The organism is Bdellovibrio sp. BCCA (assembly GCF_037996825.1).
Classification (GTDB): domain Bacteria; phylum Bdellovibrionota; class Bdellovibrionia; order Bdellovibrionales; family Bdellovibrionaceae; genus Bdellovibrio.
Genome location: NZ_JBBNAC010000001.1, coordinates 2,070,019 through 2,086,123 on the forward strand (window position 1 = coordinate 2,070,019; position 16,105 = coordinate 2,086,123).

A 16,105-nucleotide genomic window follows, 5' to 3' on the forward strand; every position below is an offset into this window, starting at 1 on the left:
GTCTCACCATGGACCGACAATGTCTTTTCAAAGAAAAATTACTTATATCCGAAAGAAAGGATTTCGAACTCTTTGTCACCTTTGGGACTTTGCACTGTAACTGTGTCGCCCTCTTTTTTGCCGATCAAGGCACGAGCTAAAGGAGAAAGGATTGAAATCATCCCTTGTTTCACGTCAGATTCATCAACACCCACAATCTGGTAGTTGAATTCTTCTTCTGATTCTGTGTCCACGATTTTCACATAGGCACCGAAAACAACGCGATCTGCTTTAATCGCTGATGTATCGACAACCTCAGCGCCGGCAAGTTTGCCTTGAATTTCAGCAATTCTTCCCTCAATCATAGCCTGACGCTCTTTTGCAGATTCATATTCCGCATTTTCAGAAATATCACCTTGAGCGCGTGCTTCTTCGATCGCACGAATGACAGACGGTCTTTCTTCTAACAATAGCTTCTTAAGCTCTGCTTCAAGCATCGCTTTTCCGCGAATTGTCATAGGAAGTTTATCAGTTGTAGGATTAGCCATTTCAGCTCCGTTGTTAGAAGGACACCTGTTTTACAGGATTATGCCCCAGTTATCAATGAGATGTAACGCGCCGCACTTTAGGCTAGTACGGCGTACCTTTTTGCATTGCGCGGCATTACAATTCAGATATGGGCCCAAAGAAGAAAACCGAAATTATCTGTCGCTGCAATAACATCAGCCGCGAAACCATTGAGGAAGCGATCCGCAATGGGGCCCACACTTTAAATGAAATCTTCGACACAACCAGCGCAGGCGTTGGCCCCTGTGGGGGTTCTTGCCGCCGGAAGTTGGGACCGCTTTTGGAATATTATCTTCAGCATGGTGAGTTTCCCGAAAAGATTGTTGAGGATCTTACGGGAAAAGAACCTAAGAAAGCCGGTAGTTAATAATTTTTTGCACGTTAGGACGACAAGTCCCGCAGGCCGTGCTGGCGGAGGTTTGTCGAGTCACCACTTCTGGGGTGTGGGCTCCGGCGATAATGGCCTGATCCACTGTGTGAGTTGGAATAGTTCGACAATGACAAAGCTCTTCTTCGTCGTAGGGAAAAGCCCATTCGCCGCGCAGTTTTAAAATCATTTCTTTAATCAAAAGACTGGAATGATCGTGCCCTTGTGGCAAAGACCACTTCTTAAGATCCGGACCAAACTTTTTTCGCAGATCCTGCATTGTTTCGAGAAACGTTGAGCAGCCCAGAAATGACACCTTCTTCAAGGCTCCCGGAGATTTTGGGTCTTCTCCTTCGCATTCCACTTCAATATAATCTCGTCCCTCAAGTTCCACTTTGATCTTCATATTAAGTCTTATGTTAGGACAAAGGACCTTTATGACCAAGGCCAGTTATTGTTATTAATCAATCGAACCTAGGTCTTGAAAATCAATTTCGGAAATCAGAGAATAAGAAATATGGCTCCAGCTGTTTCGCGAGTAGAACTCGTTCCTATCTTTGAAGACAATTATGTCTTTGTCCTCGTGGACGAAGGCAAAAAGGAAGCCTTGGTTGTCGACCCAGGCGAAGCTAAAGCCATTGCGGCCTTCTTGCAACGTGAAGGTCTATCCTTAAAAGGAATTTTACTAACACATCATCACAGTGATCATGTCGGTGGTGTAAAAGAACTCAAGAATTCTTTTGCTGCGCCGGTTTTTGCTCCACAGAAAAATAAAAACCAAATTTCATATGCCGACCAGTTCGTCAAAGAAGGAGATGAAATTTCGGTCGGCGGTTTTTCGTTTTCTGTGATGGAACTTCCGGGACACACTCTGGGGCATGTTGCTTACTGGAATCAAACTAAAAAATGGCTTTTCTCGGGCGATGTTTTATTTGGTCTTGGTTGCGGTCGTCTTTTTGAGGGGACTTATGAACAAATGTATCAAAGCTTGCAGAGAATTAAATCCCTGCCTTCAGAAACATTGGTTTATTGCACTCACGAATACACCGAAACGAATTTGCATTTTTGTAAAATGCTGAGCAATCTGGATGACTCTCCGATTACTGGAGATGATGAAGGTCTTGCACTTTACGAAAACGAGCTGACCAACCGCCGCAGTCTTGATCTTCCTAGCGTGCCCTTAAAACTTTTTATTGAAAAAAAGGTGAATCCTTTTTTGTTAGCCCGAAACGTGCAGCAATTCACTTATCTACGCGAGCTTCGCAACAAACAGTAAGCCGTTCGTCATCAGCTCTCCGCCCCACCCATGGTTGATATATAATTTCTTCGAAATGAAAAAATATTCTGCACATCTTTTTTTACAAATTTAGCTCCTAAAATCCAACCAAGATACCCTAGAGGCAGTCGGTAACGGACGCGATCCACCATGAGAGTTCCACCGCAGAAAGGACGAAACTCGTGGGTATGATGCCAAAAGCGATAGGGACCAAAGCGCTGCGTATCGACGAATTTATAAGGAGGCTGCCATTCATCAATCTCCGTTTTCCACCTTGCCGGAATGCCGTGAATTTTCAAACGGTAGTCAATCAAAGTCCCTTGTGTGATTTCGGGACTTGATACTTTTTCAATATGAAAATTCAAAGTCGGTGGTGTGATTTTTTCAAGATTATTTGCGTCCTGAAAAAACGGAAAAACTTTTTCGGGTGGTTCAGGCAGGAACTGCTCAGCAAGAAAAACATCTTCTCCGGCTTTAAATGGCGCACAAATTTCATTTAAAGCTTCCTTGAGTTCGTGAAAATGGAACTCGTATCCCAACGCCTCCGCTTTTTCTGCAGAACCGCGAATAGACGAAAGGATCACATCCGCTGTTTCGCCGTAAATCAATTTTAAAACCATATGCGGAACACTGGGTCCCAAACTTCGTCCAACTGCCTCAGCAAGTGTTTGCGAAAACTCTTTATTGGTTACTGGAAGCGGAGCACAGCCGTTGATAGGACCGTGTGCTTTTGAATTTTCAAGAGCAAATACAAAGAGACCCACAATATCCTTGATATGGATCCAACTCATCCACTGCTGACCTTCCCCTAACGCCCCACCGACGCCGGCTCTGAAAGGAAAAAGCATTTCATCCAAGGCACCACCGTAACGGGACAACACAAGGCCTGTGCGTATACAAACTTTTCTGCCGGGAGCTTTTTCTACTTCGGCTTCCCAATCCACACAAAGCTTTGCGAGAAAATCTTTTCCGGCATTATGCTCTTCATATAAAAATTCACTGCCACAGTTTCCATAATAGCCGATAGCGGAGCCTGATACGAATGTCTTAATGTCTGTCGGCAAACTTGCTACCAAATTTCTAGTGCCAATCACGCGGGAGTTGTAAATGCGTTCTTTTTTTTCTTCGTTCCATCTCTCAACCACCGTCTCGCCCATTAAATTAATAACAGCCTCAACTGTTTTAAGACGAGCGTCTTTCAATGGACCTTCGTTCAAATCACCCACAATGATTTCACAGGGAAACGGCAACACTTCGCGCGCCTTTGCGAGATTACGACTCACCACTAAAAGGTGATGACCTTTTTCCGCTAGAACTTTTCCGATTTCTCTCCCCAATAAACCTGTGGCTCCGGTGATAAGAATTCGCATAAAAGTCTCCTACTTCTTTAAAGCTTTTGTGAATGCTTGCAAACAGCGACCGCGGGCTTCTGCATGTTCAATCATGGGTTCAGGATAACGGGATGTTTGAAACTCTGGCACCCATTTTTTTATATACTCTCCGTCAGGATCAAACTTTTCTGCTTGAGCTTGTGGATTGAAAATTCGAAAGTATGGAGCCGCGTCACAACCTGATCCCGCCGCCCACTGCCAGTTACCATTGTTCGCAGCCAAGTCATAATCCAGAAGCTTTTCTGCAAAATACCTTTCTCCCTTATACCAGTGAATCAAAAGATGCTTACACAAAAAACTTGCCGTCACCATACGCACACGATTGTGCATATATCCAGTAGCGTTAAGCTCTCTCATCCCGGCATCTACAAGAGGATAGCCAGTCTTCCCTTCGCACCATTTGGCAAAATCTTTTGACGAATTTCGCCAGGAAATCTTGTCGTATTCAGGACGAAAACTGTGTTTTTCTACTTCTGGAAAGTGCCATAAGATTTGCATAAAGAAATCGCGCCAGATCAACTCGCTGAGCCATGTTTCTGAATATTTTCTAGCAGCACGAGCCGCCTCTCGAATACTCAAAGTGCCGAAACGCAGATGGATTCCCAAATGAGTAGTGCCATTTTCCAGAGCCGGAAAATTGCGATTTTGCGCGTAATTTTTTAAAACTTCGCTCGAAAGTGTTAAAGCTGGAAACTTTATTTTTGTTTTCTTAAAACCCATCTCCTCCAAGGAGATCATTTTTTCCGGCTTCGGCTGCCTGATGAAGCTTTTTTCGTAATTTTCATTCGGGTAAGATTCTAAATAGAAATCATCCAAGGTCGCCAAAACTTTATTTTTATAGGGCGTAAAAACAGTGTAGGGTTTTCCCGATGCAGTGAGGATTTCATCTTTTTCAAACAGAGTTTGATCTTTAAATGTTCTATATTCGATACCGGATTTACTGGCCCACTCAGATATGTGCTGATCCCGCCTTCTAGCTGCCGGTTCGTAATCGTGGTTTGTGTAAATAGAGTGAATTTCCATTTCGCGAGAAAGACTCTTAAATACATCTTGTGGTTTTCCGTATCGCACAAGAAGATCACTTCCCTGTTTCTGCAGAGACTCTTTTATTTCGGAAACTGTTTGATGAATAAAGGAAACCCGTGCGTCAGCAGGATCTTTTAACTTGCTTAGAATATCTGTATCGAAAATAAAAAGCGGAAGAACGTCAGCTTTTTCTTTAAGAGCATAAAAAAGACCTGCGTTATCATGAAGACGCAGGTCTCGGCGGAACCAGAAGATCGTTATTTTTGCCATAATAAAAGTTTAACATTTCCAAAAGTTAAGGTAAATTTAGTTTCCATGGACGAAAAAAAGTCTGCCAAAAAACAAACGAAGAACCTTGAGCGCATTAAATCCTCGATGTTCTCACGGAGTTTGTCTTTGGCGAAGCTCACCTTTCAAGCAGGAGCTTCGATTGCACAGCATGGCGTCACCTCCGCTTTAAAAAACAAAGAGGCAAAAGAAGAAAACTGGAAACGACTTCTGCAAAACCAAGCTTCTCTGATAAGTTCAGAACTCGGAGAATTAAAAGGCAGCTTGATGAAAGCAGGACAAATGCTTTCCATGTACGGAGAACATTTCCTACCTCCTGAAGCCAACGAGCTTTTAAAATCGCTTCAGTCTGACTCGCCTCCCCTTTCTTGGGAAGCTATTGAACCGACACTAAAGAAAAATCTTTCCGAAAAAAAGTTAGCTCTTTTGGATATCGAGAAAGAAGCTTTGGCTTCAGCCTCTATGGGGCAAGTCCATCGCGCTCGAATCAAAGCCACAGGGGAAAGTATTGTTCTTAAAATTCAGTATCCTAATGTCGATAAAGCGATTGATAGCGATTTGAGGGCGATCCGCACCTTATTGGGAACACTGAAATTACTGCCTCGGGATTTCAATTTAGATCCGTTGTTTGCGGAAGTTCGGGAAATGTTATCGCAGGAAACCGATTACGAACTGGAAGCACAATTGACGGAAGAATTTTATGAACGCCTTAAGGATGACACACGCTTTGTCGTTCCTAAAGTTCTTCGAGAGTTTTCTGGGCCACGAATTCTTGCCACGACCTTTGAGCGCGGTTTGCGCGCGGATGACCCTTTGATTCAAAGTCTGTCGCAAGAAAGACGTAATAAAATCGCCCTTAATTTTTTAGACCTCTACTTTAAAGAAATCTTTGATTGGGGCGTTGTGCAGACCGATCCCCACAGTGGGAACTACCGGATCCGCATCAATCCCCAGGGCCACGATCAACTTGTGCTTTTAGATTTCGGCGCGACTCGAAGGTATACGGAAGAGTTTATGCACCCTTACCGTCGTATGGTGAAAGGATCTCTTCTTAACGATCACAATACATTCTTTCAAGCCGCCTTGGAGTTAGGCTTCGTTCAGAGTGATGACGACGAAGACTTGAAAAAAGTATTTGAAGAATTTTGTTTTGAAACTGTTGAGCCGTTTATCACTTACGAAGATCCTCGCAACAAGGCAGGGCAAATAGATAAGGATGGCACTTACGATTGGAAAAACACGGACCTTCCGCAGCGTTTATCTAAAAAGGTTTTTCAGATCGTGCGAAAACATTCCTGGAGAACTCCTCCTAAGGAGATGATTTTCCTGGATCGTAAAACCGGCGGTGTTTTTATTTTCCTTTCCGTGATGCGCGCTAAAATTCGAGGGCGTGATCTTTTGCTAAAATATATTGAAAAGGTGTCTTAGATGCGTGCTTTGCTTTTGGCGTTAGTTGTTTTTATGAGCTTGAATGTTTTTGCGCAAAAGGCGCCCGTCGGCGTTGAGTTCAAAGCTTTACCATCGGATCTGATCCAAGGAAGTAAAATCTCAAATTTGAACGAGCTTAAAGGAAAAGTCGTTCTGATTGATTTTTGGGCTTCTTGGTGTGAGCCCTGTAAAGAGGCTTTACCGCACTACAATCGCCTTTTTAAGAAGTACAAGGATAAAGGCTTGGTCGTTATCGCGATCAATGAAGACGATGATTTAAAAGAGCGTGACGCGTTTTTAAAGTCTCATCCATTAAATTTCACGATTTACTTTGATAAGACTAAATCAATGGTTAAAGATTTTAAGGTACAGGCGCTGCCTTCGCTTTTTGTCTTTGATAAAAATTTAAAACCTGTGGCTCTGTTTCGCGGATTTAGCGAGGACAAACCACAGGTTTTAGAAAAGAAGATTCAAGAACTTTTGAAATAACTATTTCTGACTTAAACGAGTTTCCGCTGGCGCAAGCCAGATGTCGATAATATCGCCCGTTTTCATCTTACCGTTTTCCTTATACCAGAATTTCGCACGTTCGCGCGCTTCTGCGTAACGTCCAATGGGTTCTAAAATTCCTTTTTTGTAGTCGAGTGAAATCTTCACGACCTTTTTAGAGAGCTTCACCATTTCTTCTTTTTGCGAAATGCCATCGCCGTTTTTATCATTCCAAAGAACGAGCTTGTTGAAGTCTTTGTCTTTTTTGTCGATCACACCGTCTTTGTTGGAATCGAATTGCTTCAGGACTTCGAAGCCATTTTCAACAGAGGCATTATCACCGAAGAGTTCGTTTTTCTCTTCGATCATTCCGGTTTTATTGCGATCAATTGCCACAAACCAACCTGGCGAGTTGGCTTCGGGCCACATTGTTTTTCCAGTTGGATTCAAAGGGAAAGTGCTGGAGTTCGTGAAAGTAGGCCTTTCATTATTAAAGAAGACCATCAACGGAGACCAATAACCTCCGCAGAAACCCGTTTGTCCTGGAAAGGACACGTTGATCTCTACATTTGTACGGTCTGAAGAGACATTCACGCCACCAAAAGAGGCGGAAATGGGACCGTCTTTACCCATATATTCACCACAACTATGAGTTGGTTTGTATGACGAATAGCCGTAAGCCCCGTAAACCGCAGATTGATTCGAGCAGTCCACCGTTTGTTCAAAGCTGTAACTCTTTAAATAAACATCACCGACACTTTGAACGACAATGTTTCCGGTAGAATCAATGGATACTCCCGAAGGAATCGGAGTCTTCAGCAATACAGTATTTCCGTAAATACCTGCTGATCCTCCACCTGGAATACTAAATGTTTCTGCGCTCATAGGCTTTACAGAGTTCGTCTTCATTCCCTCAGCAGTAACTAGTCCAGATGGATATTTCACCATAATAGGATATTCTTTACCGCCAATAACAAGATTCAAATTTGCCGTGATGATCGCACTGGGTGACAGTGGATTTCCCACGCCCCGCAAGTTCGTTCCAAAGCACGAATTGTTAATTCGGACGTTAACCGCTGATTTACCAGAGCGAGATACCATGCCTGCAGCAGGAGCTGACGCGACAGAGTCTCCAGAGGTGTTTGTATTCACTGCCATCGGCATATCTTTTTCAGTAGCCCCTGCCAGCACGCCGACTGTCATACCTAGCAAGAACGTGATAAAACTTGCATGACGTTTCATATTTCCCCCAAAAAATTCCTAAAGACTCGCGGTTTTCACCTTGTCTTCGTCTGACATCTTTTTAACTTTAAAATAAATCATTTTTTTGATCACAGAGTCTCTGCGGACCATGAACTCTTTCACCTTATCCGCTAACAAGAAAGGCTGAGACCATGTTCCATTTTCGAAAGTAGTTTTATACAAACGAGCAGGCGTCGATGTATAACGACTGTCCTCATACCTTTCCAAATAGTATCGAATAAATCTTACCGGTCTAAGGCGTACTAGCGGAATACCACCACCCATTGAAGGAATGGTTCTTAAGAATGAATCTGCCGTTGTAATTTCGTTTCCCGTTTCTGGATGCTTGATATTTAGAAAACCTTTAATGGCGATGTCCATATCCATTCTTTGTCCTTTTACCGAGCCCACAAATATAGGGCTGCGGGGAGCCACAGTCAGGTCCACATTACCTAAACTGTCCATGGGACGAATGCGAGCCGGCGTATCCAGCATCAAAATTTTGCCATCAACCCAGAATTCCTTCCGTTGATTTTTCACGAAATTATTATGGTTGACTGTTTGAAACTCTAAAGTTGCAGACAGATTAAAGTCAGCAGGCACAGGCCCAATATTATAAGCCGCCGGAGGATCATAATTTAGAAGAGCTCCCGATTTAACATCCTGAACCATGATATAAAAATCAGTGCGGTTTCCTGTCGGAGTTAAGACGATATCTCTCTCAATTTTTCCTTTAAGGGCATTTTGGGGGACATCCGGATAATAATCGAAGAAGGAAAGCCCTTTATCGTCTTTGAGATTTACATTGTTATAGGAAGGATCGGAATTATTGAGATCAGAAAAAATAACCCTTTCCGCTAAGTTTGTATCAATGGAATCCTCAAGCTTGTCTTTTAACTGAGCTTGATCCTTAGAAACAAACAGCTGAGTCGTTACAATAACCATCGTGAGAGCGGCCATCAGGCCGATCCCCACAACTACTTCTACGGCGGTAAAACCTTTGTTAGTTCTTAACATCATTTTGCACTCACCACGAAAATATAGTCTTTGTACGGCTCGCCTTTTGCGGCCCACATTTTATGTGTCATTCGCAAAGTTACTTTATAAAGGCCACGATAAGATTCATACGGTTGAATGACATAACCGTACGTTCCAGCACAATCGGGACAGTCTTCACGAAGAGCGACCTTTCCATTATCCCATGCCATGGGCAGACTGTCCGGCGCCAACATTTCTCCCGCCGCGGTTTTATAATTAAAATTTACTTGGTAGTTTTCGACACCCGATTTGATATTCTCAGCTATATCGGCAATTTGTTTTTCGGAAGAAGACATCACTACGGTACTGCGGGATGTGTTTCTTAAAGAAACCATTCCTCCGATAAAAGCAGAACCGACAATGGCAATCAAACCAAGTCCTACAAGAGATTCAACGATTGTTTGACCTCGATTATTTAAGATCATATTCCACCCTCTCTTGATTGCTCGACGACGAAGAATCGAACCATGCGACGCTTACATGTCGTATTTGAGGAGCTTGTTGTACCTGAACCCGCAACAAGACCGCAGTCGGGATCAACAGTTGTCCATTGAAAGGGATCTGCTTTACCGCGAAGACTGATAGCATTGCATGACATGCGATCCGAAACTTCAATTGCTGAAGGAATTGGATGCCAGATTGGGTCCGCGTTCTTATCGTCACATGAACGGCCCGACTTGGATTGTAGAATTCTCGCATTACGCAGTTCAACAGTGGCTTGAGGAGAATAAATCGAACTCCAGTTAATTCCTGCTTTGATCGCATCACTATGGATTCTCAATTTGCCGACGATAAACGTTCCAATGATGCGTAACGGTTTTGTTCTTTTCTCGATTTCCAAATCATCACAAGCCACAAATCCAGTAACAAACTCTGCCGACTCTTGAATCACGCACTTACCAACGATAGATCGTAGTTGGAATGTCGCATTGGCACGAGTTGCATTGGTACTATTCCAAATAAGCTCGTTCAAAGCGGGATCCTCCCCTGCTTTGGTATTTTGAGTTCCGGCAAAATTCCAGGAGATGCGTGTGCTCGGACTAAAATCTGTATTCCAGCCTGCGCCACCGAATGATTGTGAAGTTGCGGCATTACGGGCCGCCTCACACTGCGCTGCCAACGCCGTGTAATCCGTATCATCCACATCTGCAGTTATGATCGTTGAGTTTGCCTCTTTAGTCGCATAATCAGGACCATCAAGATATAACTGCGAGTTATTAAATTTAAAATTCAGATAGCCTTTCAAATTTTCATTTGATGGTATGCCATAGAGAGGTTCACTTCTATAAAAGGTTCCATCATAGGCCTGAAGTCCCACAACGGGCGCTACTAATTTACCATTTGCATCCAAAAAGCTTTTTGCATTCGTTACGGTGAAGTCAATATCCAACTTATCGTCTGCATAGTCCCATTTAGTTTTAACTCGCGAAGTATCGACTTCAATAACAGGCGGATTGGCCTTTAAATTTAGATAAGCGTTGTAGTTTGTTTTCGCCATATCCACATCTTTTGAGGCCAAGTTCACGACACTGTCTTGAGCAGGAATTTTGTTATTCACCAAATCAGAGATCTCGGCATTGAGATCTTTAATCTTCGCTTCTAAAGAACTAATAAGTTGAGGATCTTGATAGTCCACATTATCCGCTGGTTGTTGAGCTGTTGTAGTTCCACCGGTTGTAGTGCCGCCGGATGTTGTTCCAGACGTTGTCCCTGATGTAGTTCCACTCTGAGTTGTTTGTGTCGTCTGAGTTCCGGAAGTATCTGTTGTGCTTGCGACGGTTCTTTTCGGTTTTGCTTCTTCTTCAGCTAATTGATTTTTCGTTTCATTTAAAAGTTTACGGTCGTAGCTTAACTTTTGATCTAGCGCTTTTTGATCTTTCAATGCAGTATTGTATTTTGCTTCAGCTGTCGTTTTTGCATTCACTAACGTATTTTCATAAGCAGGTGATCCAACAGGAACGATAACTTTCGCGTAACCATTTCTTGGCAATTGGAAATCTACGTATCGGCCCCCAACATAGATGCGAAATTCCATCACGGCGCCGCCGAAATAAATGTCGGATTGATCAATTTCGACTTTTCCATCACCCCACTGAGATGTATTGATACGTAAAGCGTTCCACTGACGAGAAAATTCATTCCCGTTAGAGAGTGTGATGCGGTAATCATACTGTGACATTGTCTCGTTGGTCTTTCTCGCACCTAATTTAGATTTCTGAGTTATTGTATCAACTTTGGCTCTACTTAGCGCAAAGTCGATACATTTCTTCATCAGCTCCATGCTTGTTGCTAATGAACCTGTACTAGTTGAACCAGGACCGTTTTTGAAAACTTCAAGGCCTTTATCAAGACCACCATCATTTTCGATCCCTTTTAAAAAACCACCAAAAGTTCGGGCATCGGCCCAATAACGATCGGCCAAACCGCCCATTGAACGTGGAGAATAAACTTCGTTATTTCCTTTTTTGACCCAACCGTTGCCGAGATAAACCCGTTCAGCGAAAGTCACTGCACTATATTGTGTATTCCCGTCTACCTGATTCGCTGGTCCGTTATCTTCGGGAAGATAAATGTCTTTATTCACAAAAACAGGACTATTAAATACAAGTCCTGGGCTTGATCCCAAATCAGAACGAGATCCAAATTTATGAAGAGAAACACTGCCCGTTTTCGGCGCGAAAGTGTAATCCCAAGGCAAATCCAAATGCAGATCTCCAGGGACTAACAACGCAAAAGAACCTACTTCACGCGGGTAGACAACAATTTGGGAATTAATTTCCATCTTCGTTCGGCCGAATGCTATAGGATCTGACTCTTTAAATTCTTTCAAAGCCACATGAATTTGTAGATATACTTCTCGACCGGCTCTTGGAAGATAAGGACTGTCATCACGTTGGATATCAACGGAGATGAATCCCACTTTCACTGGATTTCCATCAGGCCCCTTTACTGAACGTAAACTGTTTAATACTGGAAACAGAGGATGGTCTGTCGTGGCCACGGTAACGTCAATCAGCCGACTGATTTTTGAAAGGCGGATTTCACTGGGGTTTACAGGTCCTACGTTTTGATTGGCGGCAATCAAGCCTTTGATAAAGTTTTCCTGTTCCACAGACATCAAGACACGCTCAACGTTTCCGGAGTGCACAAGGTTGCACTTATCAGGCGTGTCGTTCAGAAGCGCATAATCCGGCGTAAAACAGTATTTCTGTCTAACACCGAAAATCACATAGTCCATGGCGCTGTTAAGAGCAAATCGCAGGTTTACCAGGTTGACCGTTGTACCTACTTGCTCTTTCTGTCCAATCACGTAGTTCGTGAGGAAGTAAAAAGAAGTACTCATCACGGCGGTGGCGGCCAAGATTTGCAACAAAACATTACCTGCTGAGTTACGTACCGACTTAAGCATAAATGTTTCCTTACTTTTTCCTGTCTCTGTTATCGGCAAAATCTTGCGAAAACTTATACTTATGCGAGCAACTAAATAAATTGAAATGAAAGCGCGCCTCGCTTTGAGATAATTCTCAAAGCGAAACGTATAAAATTCTTAGAGTGAGATGAAAAAGAGAATAAACTTGAAAAAAGCTATTCGTGTTCAGGATCGACACAGGAGGCACCGGAAACTTCCGTTTCAATTGTCGCCTCAACGATCCCAAAATTTTTAACAAGATTTTTTACCTGGACTTTAACTGTTTCCATATCTGAGACAGTCGCAGAAGAACCCAAAACAACGTGAGCTGTATAGATGTGACTTTCCCCATCCAAAGACCACAAATGACCGTGATGAACATCGACGACGTTATCAAGCTTACGAATCGCACCTTCCACTTCACTGACTTGAATCTGTGTGGGAGATGCCATTAAGAAGACCTTTAAAGCTTCACGCAGATTTCTAAAAACATTAAACATAATCCACAAGGCCAAAGCAATAGCCATCCCCGCATCAAGCTGTGGAATATGGAAGAACTTCATCGCAATTGCGCCCACCAAAACCAACGCCCATCCAATCACATCTTCAAGCATGTGCCACATGAGCATTCGCTCATTAAGGGATTCGCCTTTTGAAACACGGAAGGCTGCAAAACCATTCACAGCCACACCAAGAATCGCTAACAAAATCATTCCATCCGCGTGGGGTTGTTGCGGAGCCATCAAGCGCGGTACAGCTTCCATCAAAATAAAAATGGAACCCACAACCAAAATCACGCCTGTAATCACAGCGCCTAAAGTGGAAAAACGACGGTACCCGTATGAAAAGCTGCCATCACTTTTTCTATGAGAAAATTTCTCTAGAAAAATCGCAAGGCCCATCGCCAATGCATCTCCGAAATCATGAAGAGCATCACTTAAAATCGCCACGCTGTTTGTAAGAATTCCGCCCACAAGCTCGATGCAAGCAAAACCAAAATTCAACGCCAAAGCCAGCTTCATGCGACCCACGACAGCATGAGAATGATGATGGTGATGTCCATGAGAGTGTGAATGGTGATGATGATGACCTTTAGATTCAGACATAGTTCATTTAAGTCTTTTCTAGCCTGCGAAGTCAATCTGTGATAGTTGGTTAATCACTATGACAAAGCCTCAATACAAGAAACTTGCATTTAGCCTTCTTATTTACACACTTCTAGTCATTTTGTGGGGAGCTTGGGTTCGCATTTCCCATTCGGGAGATGGCTGTGGAGATACGTGGCCTCTTTGTCATGGCCAGTTGATTCCTGAAGCGCAACGAGGCAAGACGTGGGTGGAATATGCTCATAGGCTCATGTCTGGCATTTACGGTTTTGTTGTGATTTATTTTTGGTGGGTGGCTCGCAAAGTTTATCCGAAGGGACACTTTGTAAGAAAGGCCGCTTTAGCGACTTTGATTTTTATGATCACTGAAGCTCTTCTTGGGGCGAAGCTTGTTCTATTCAAACTTGTTACTACAAACGACACTCCTTACAGAGCGTTCGTGATGGCCCTTCATCAAGTGAACTCCTTCATGCTTACGGGCGCTGCGGCTCTCGCTTTTGCAGGGGCCACAATCACGAAAGACCTTCCGCCTCCAAACAAAGAAGACCGCCGCTACAGACTTCTTCCGTGGATTATCGTCGTCATTGGAATTACAGGAGCGTGGGCTTCGCTTTCAAATTCACTTTTCCCGACGGAAAATCTGCTTGAAGGATTTTTTGCTGACTTTTCAACCGAGTCCCACTTTTTAGTACGACTGCGCGGTCTTCATCCTCTTTTTGCTTTACTCGGTGGAGGCAGCCTTGCTTTGTTCTTCTGGGTGAAAGCGCAAACTGCGGAATCGCTTTTATTAGAGCGTCGCTCGTATCAAATGAGTTTGGCTCTGGTCACAGCGATTATTTTTGGAATCATGACTTTGATTCTTCATGCGCCCGTGTGGATGAAGATTGTGCACTTGGCATTGGCGCACACGATTTGGGTGATTTTACTTCAGTGGGTCTTTTTTGCGCGCAGTGAGCGAGTTGAACTTAAGTAGTCAACTCGTTGGATTCCATCAAACGATGAAGGAAATGAACTTTTTCATTGATATCGTCGTACTCTAAAACCATCTGCTGCAGATCGTAGTCACGCACCAGATACGAAGCAAAACTTCCGACAATCTCTTCGGGCTGAACCATATTTCGCATGAACAGATCTCTTTGCGCAGGATCTGGAATGTGCGTATGAATCCATCGAGTCAAAATCTTATGTAAAGAATTAAGCTCGCTGCGAAGCTCTGGCTCAAGAACGGTTTTTTCAGGAATAATCTGACCCTCGCAAATAAGATACGGAGTTCCACGGTCAAGGACCTTACCCAGTCGTAACTTGCCTTGCCCCTGCAAAAAGATCAAAAGGGTTCCGTTCAATCTTTCCTCGACGATTTGCGCGTAACCGTAACCCGCGACCTCTCGAACAAAAGGAACTTTCTCGCCCGGCCGAACCGACGAGACCTTGGACGGGTCCTCAATGAAACCCACCGCGATAGGTGTCTGAGTTTCAACGGCTTCTTTGATCATGGAAAGATAACGAGGCTCAAAAATATTGAGAGGCTTTGTTGTTCGTGGGAACAAAGTCACGTTAACTAGAGGAAAAAGAAAGACTTCCATGCGAACAAGACTCCTCAACTTGAATCTCTATTATAAAGACTGTAATCTTTAATTGCTATGGAAAAGGTGGACCTAAAAATGAGAAACGTAGTCTTTTTTGATGGTGTCTGTCACCTTTGCAATGGTTTTGTCGATGCTGTTATCAGTCGCGACAAGAGTCATACTTTGCTGTTTGCTCCACTTCAAGGAACAACCGCCGAAGAGCTTTTGCCCTCTGAAGACCGTGTTAAACTTGATACAGTGATCTACTTTGAGGCAGGCAAGATTTATCACAGGTCTGCTGCGATCTTAAAAATCCTCACAAAATTAGGCGGCCTTTATAAAATCCTTTCGATCGCCTGGATTATTCCAGGTCCAATGCGCGATATGATTTATAATTGGGTCGCAAAAAACAGATATGCCTGGTTTGGCAAACGCGAGTTTTGTCGCCTCCCCACCAAAGAAGAGCGCTCTTATTTACTAGACTGAAGAATTTGCGCCACAAACGGCCGATCCGCTTCGGACAATTCCTCAGTCACAATTTCTTCCGGCAAACACCACTTAAACGCATCATGCTCTAAGAGCTTTAACGTCCCATCATCCGTTTCAGCCCAGTAGACTTTCAAACGGATGAGCTTTGTCGGATAAGCAAAATCTCCTTCACCTAAAAAATCTCCCACTCGGATAGAGACCGAAAGCTCTTCTTCGATCTCACGAAGCAAAGCTTGTTCAGGCGACTCGCCTTTTTCGACTTTTCCACCGGGAAACTCCCAGAAGCCCGCACCACTTTGCCCGGGCCCTCGACGCACAATCAAAATTCTTTTTTCTGGGTCGGCGTACCTTCTGATGAGGGCCGCAACAACCACGACAGGTTCGTTTCGCATAGACCTAAGTATATAGCTGTCTTTTGTCTTTTTAGAAGGAATGTTTTACTCTA

Annotated in this window: 17 protein-coding genes; 6 read left to right on the plus strand and 11 right to left on the minus strand. The window is 43.6% G+C overall.

Going from position 1 to position 16,105, the window contains the following annotated elements:
* Positions 1–38 precede the first annotated feature (38 nt).
* Entirely contained in the window at positions 39–527 is a 489-nt protein-coding gene (gene greA, locus AAAA78_RS10230; RefSeq protein WP_295900509.1) for a transcription elongation factor GreA, read from the minus strand.
* Positions 528–655: 128 nt separating this feature from the next.
* On the opposite strand from greA, the gene AAAA78_RS10235 reads away from it, so the two are divergent.
* The gene (locus tag AAAA78_RS10235; RefSeq protein WP_340591931.1) at positions 656–913 is read left to right on the plus strand and encodes a (2Fe-2S)-binding protein; all 258 of its coding nucleotides are present in this window, start codon (positions 656–658) and stop codon (positions 911–913) included.
* Here the strand turns inward: AAAA78_RS10235 and AAAA78_RS10240 are convergent.
* Entirely contained in the window at positions 894–1,319 is a 426-nt protein-coding gene (locus tag AAAA78_RS10240) for a (2Fe-2S)-binding protein (RefSeq protein ID WP_340591932.1), read from the minus strand. The two genes, AAAA78_RS10235 and AAAA78_RS10240, sit on opposite strands and share 20 nt — an antisense overlap.
* A 111-nt stretch (positions 1,320–1,430) precedes the next feature.
* Between AAAA78_RS10240 and gloB the strand changes: the two genes are divergently transcribed.
* Positions 1,431–2,189 carry a hydroxyacylglutathione hydrolase gene (gene gloB / locus AAAA78_RS10245; protein ID WP_340591933.1) on the plus strand — a complete coding sequence of 253 codons (759 nt, stop codon included), beginning with the start codon at positions 1,431–1,433 and terminating at the stop codon, positions 2,187–2,189.
* A gap of 11 nt (positions 2,190–2,200) precedes the next feature.
* On the opposite strand, the gene AAAA78_RS10250 is transcribed toward gloB, so the two are convergent.
* Both AAAA78_RS10250 and AAAA78_RS10255 read right to left on the minus strand, forming a co-directional pair.
* A complete protein-coding gene (locus AAAA78_RS10250; RefSeq protein ID WP_340591934.1) occupies positions 2,201–3,559 on the minus strand; it encodes a TIGR01777 family oxidoreductase in 1,359 nt (452 codons plus the stop codon).
* 9 nt (positions 3,560–3,568) lie between these two features.
* Positions 3,569–4,876 carry a cryptochrome/photolyase family protein gene (locus tag AAAA78_RS10255; RefSeq protein ID WP_340591935.1) on the minus strand — a complete coding sequence of 436 codons (1,308 nt, stop codon included), beginning with the start codon at positions 4,874–4,876 and terminating at the stop codon, positions 3,569–3,571.
* Positions 4,877–4,921: 45 nt separating this feature from the next.
* On the opposite strand from AAAA78_RS10255, the gene AAAA78_RS10260 reads away from it, so the two are divergent.
* Both AAAA78_RS10260 and AAAA78_RS10265 read left to right on the plus strand, forming a co-directional pair.
* Positions 4,922–6,322 carry an ABC1 kinase family protein gene (locus AAAA78_RS10260; protein ID WP_340591936.1) on the plus strand — a complete coding sequence of 467 codons (1,401 nt, stop codon included), beginning with the start codon at positions 4,922–4,924 and terminating at the stop codon, positions 6,320–6,322.
* Complete coding sequence (locus tag AAAA78_RS10265; protein WP_340591937.1) at positions 6,323–6,811, plus strand: TlpA disulfide reductase family protein; 489 nt, start codon at positions 6,323–6,325, stop codon at positions 6,809–6,811.
* Here the strand turns inward: AAAA78_RS10265 and AAAA78_RS10270 are convergent, their stop codons facing one another.
* The 5 genes from AAAA78_RS10270 to AAAA78_RS10290 form a co-directional block, all read right to left on the minus strand.
* The gene (locus tag AAAA78_RS10270; RefSeq protein WP_340591939.1) at positions 6,812–8,053 is read right to left on the minus strand and encodes an EF-hand domain-containing protein; all 1,242 of its coding nucleotides are present in this window, start codon (positions 8,051–8,053) and stop codon (positions 6,812–6,814) included.
* A gap of 18 nt (positions 8,054–8,071) precedes the next feature.
* Entirely contained in the window at positions 8,072–9,073 is a 1,002-nt protein-coding gene (locus AAAA78_RS10275) for a hypothetical protein (protein ID WP_340591940.1), read from the minus strand.
* Complete coding sequence (locus AAAA78_RS10280; RefSeq protein WP_295900489.1) at positions 9,070–9,516, minus strand: hypothetical protein; 447 nt, start codon at positions 9,514–9,516, stop codon at positions 9,070–9,072. The genes AAAA78_RS10275 and AAAA78_RS10280 overlap by 4 nt, the downstream gene beginning before the upstream one ends.
* Positions 9,513–12,500, minus strand: coding sequence for a hypothetical protein (locus tag AAAA78_RS10285; RefSeq protein WP_340591941.1), 2,988 nt, complete (start codon positions 12,498–12,500; stop codon positions 9,513–9,515). Before AAAA78_RS10285 ends, AAAA78_RS10280 begins: the two co-directional genes overlap by 4 nt.
* A 176-nt stretch (positions 12,501–12,676) precedes the next feature.
* Complete coding sequence (locus AAAA78_RS10290) at positions 12,677–13,606, minus strand: cation diffusion facilitator family transporter (protein WP_340591943.1); 930 nt, start codon at positions 13,604–13,606, stop codon at positions 12,677–12,679.
* Positions 13,607–13,664: 58 nt separating this feature from the next.
* Between AAAA78_RS10290 and AAAA78_RS10295 the strand changes: the two genes are divergently transcribed.
* The gene (locus AAAA78_RS10295) at positions 13,665–14,579 is read left to right on the plus strand and encodes a COX15/CtaA family protein (RefSeq protein ID WP_340591944.1); all 915 of its coding nucleotides are present in this window, start codon (positions 13,665–13,667) and stop codon (positions 14,577–14,579) included.
* On the opposite strand, the gene AAAA78_RS10300 is transcribed toward AAAA78_RS10295, so the two are convergent.
* Positions 14,572–15,189 carry an LON peptidase substrate-binding domain-containing protein gene (locus AAAA78_RS10300; RefSeq protein ID WP_340591945.1) on the minus strand — a complete coding sequence of 206 codons (618 nt, stop codon included), beginning with the start codon at positions 15,187–15,189 and terminating at the stop codon, positions 14,572–14,574. The two genes, AAAA78_RS10295 and AAAA78_RS10300, sit on opposite strands and share 8 nt — an antisense overlap.
* Positions 15,190–15,267: 78 nt before the next feature.
* Between AAAA78_RS10300 and AAAA78_RS10305 the strand changes: the two genes are divergently transcribed.
* On the plus strand, positions 15,268–15,657 hold the full coding sequence (locus AAAA78_RS10305) for a thiol-disulfide oxidoreductase DCC family protein (RefSeq protein ID WP_340591946.1): 390 nt from the start codon (positions 15,268–15,270) through the stop codon (positions 15,655–15,657).
* On the opposite strand, the gene AAAA78_RS10310 is transcribed toward AAAA78_RS10305, so the two are convergent.
* Positions 15,642–16,052 carry a (deoxy)nucleoside triphosphate pyrophosphohydrolase gene (locus tag AAAA78_RS10310; protein WP_340591947.1) on the minus strand — a complete coding sequence of 137 codons (411 nt, stop codon included), beginning with the start codon at positions 16,050–16,052 and terminating at the stop codon, positions 15,642–15,644. The genes AAAA78_RS10305 and AAAA78_RS10310 overlap by 16 nt on opposite strands.
* Between the last annotated feature and the right edge of the window lie 53 nt (positions 16,053–16,105).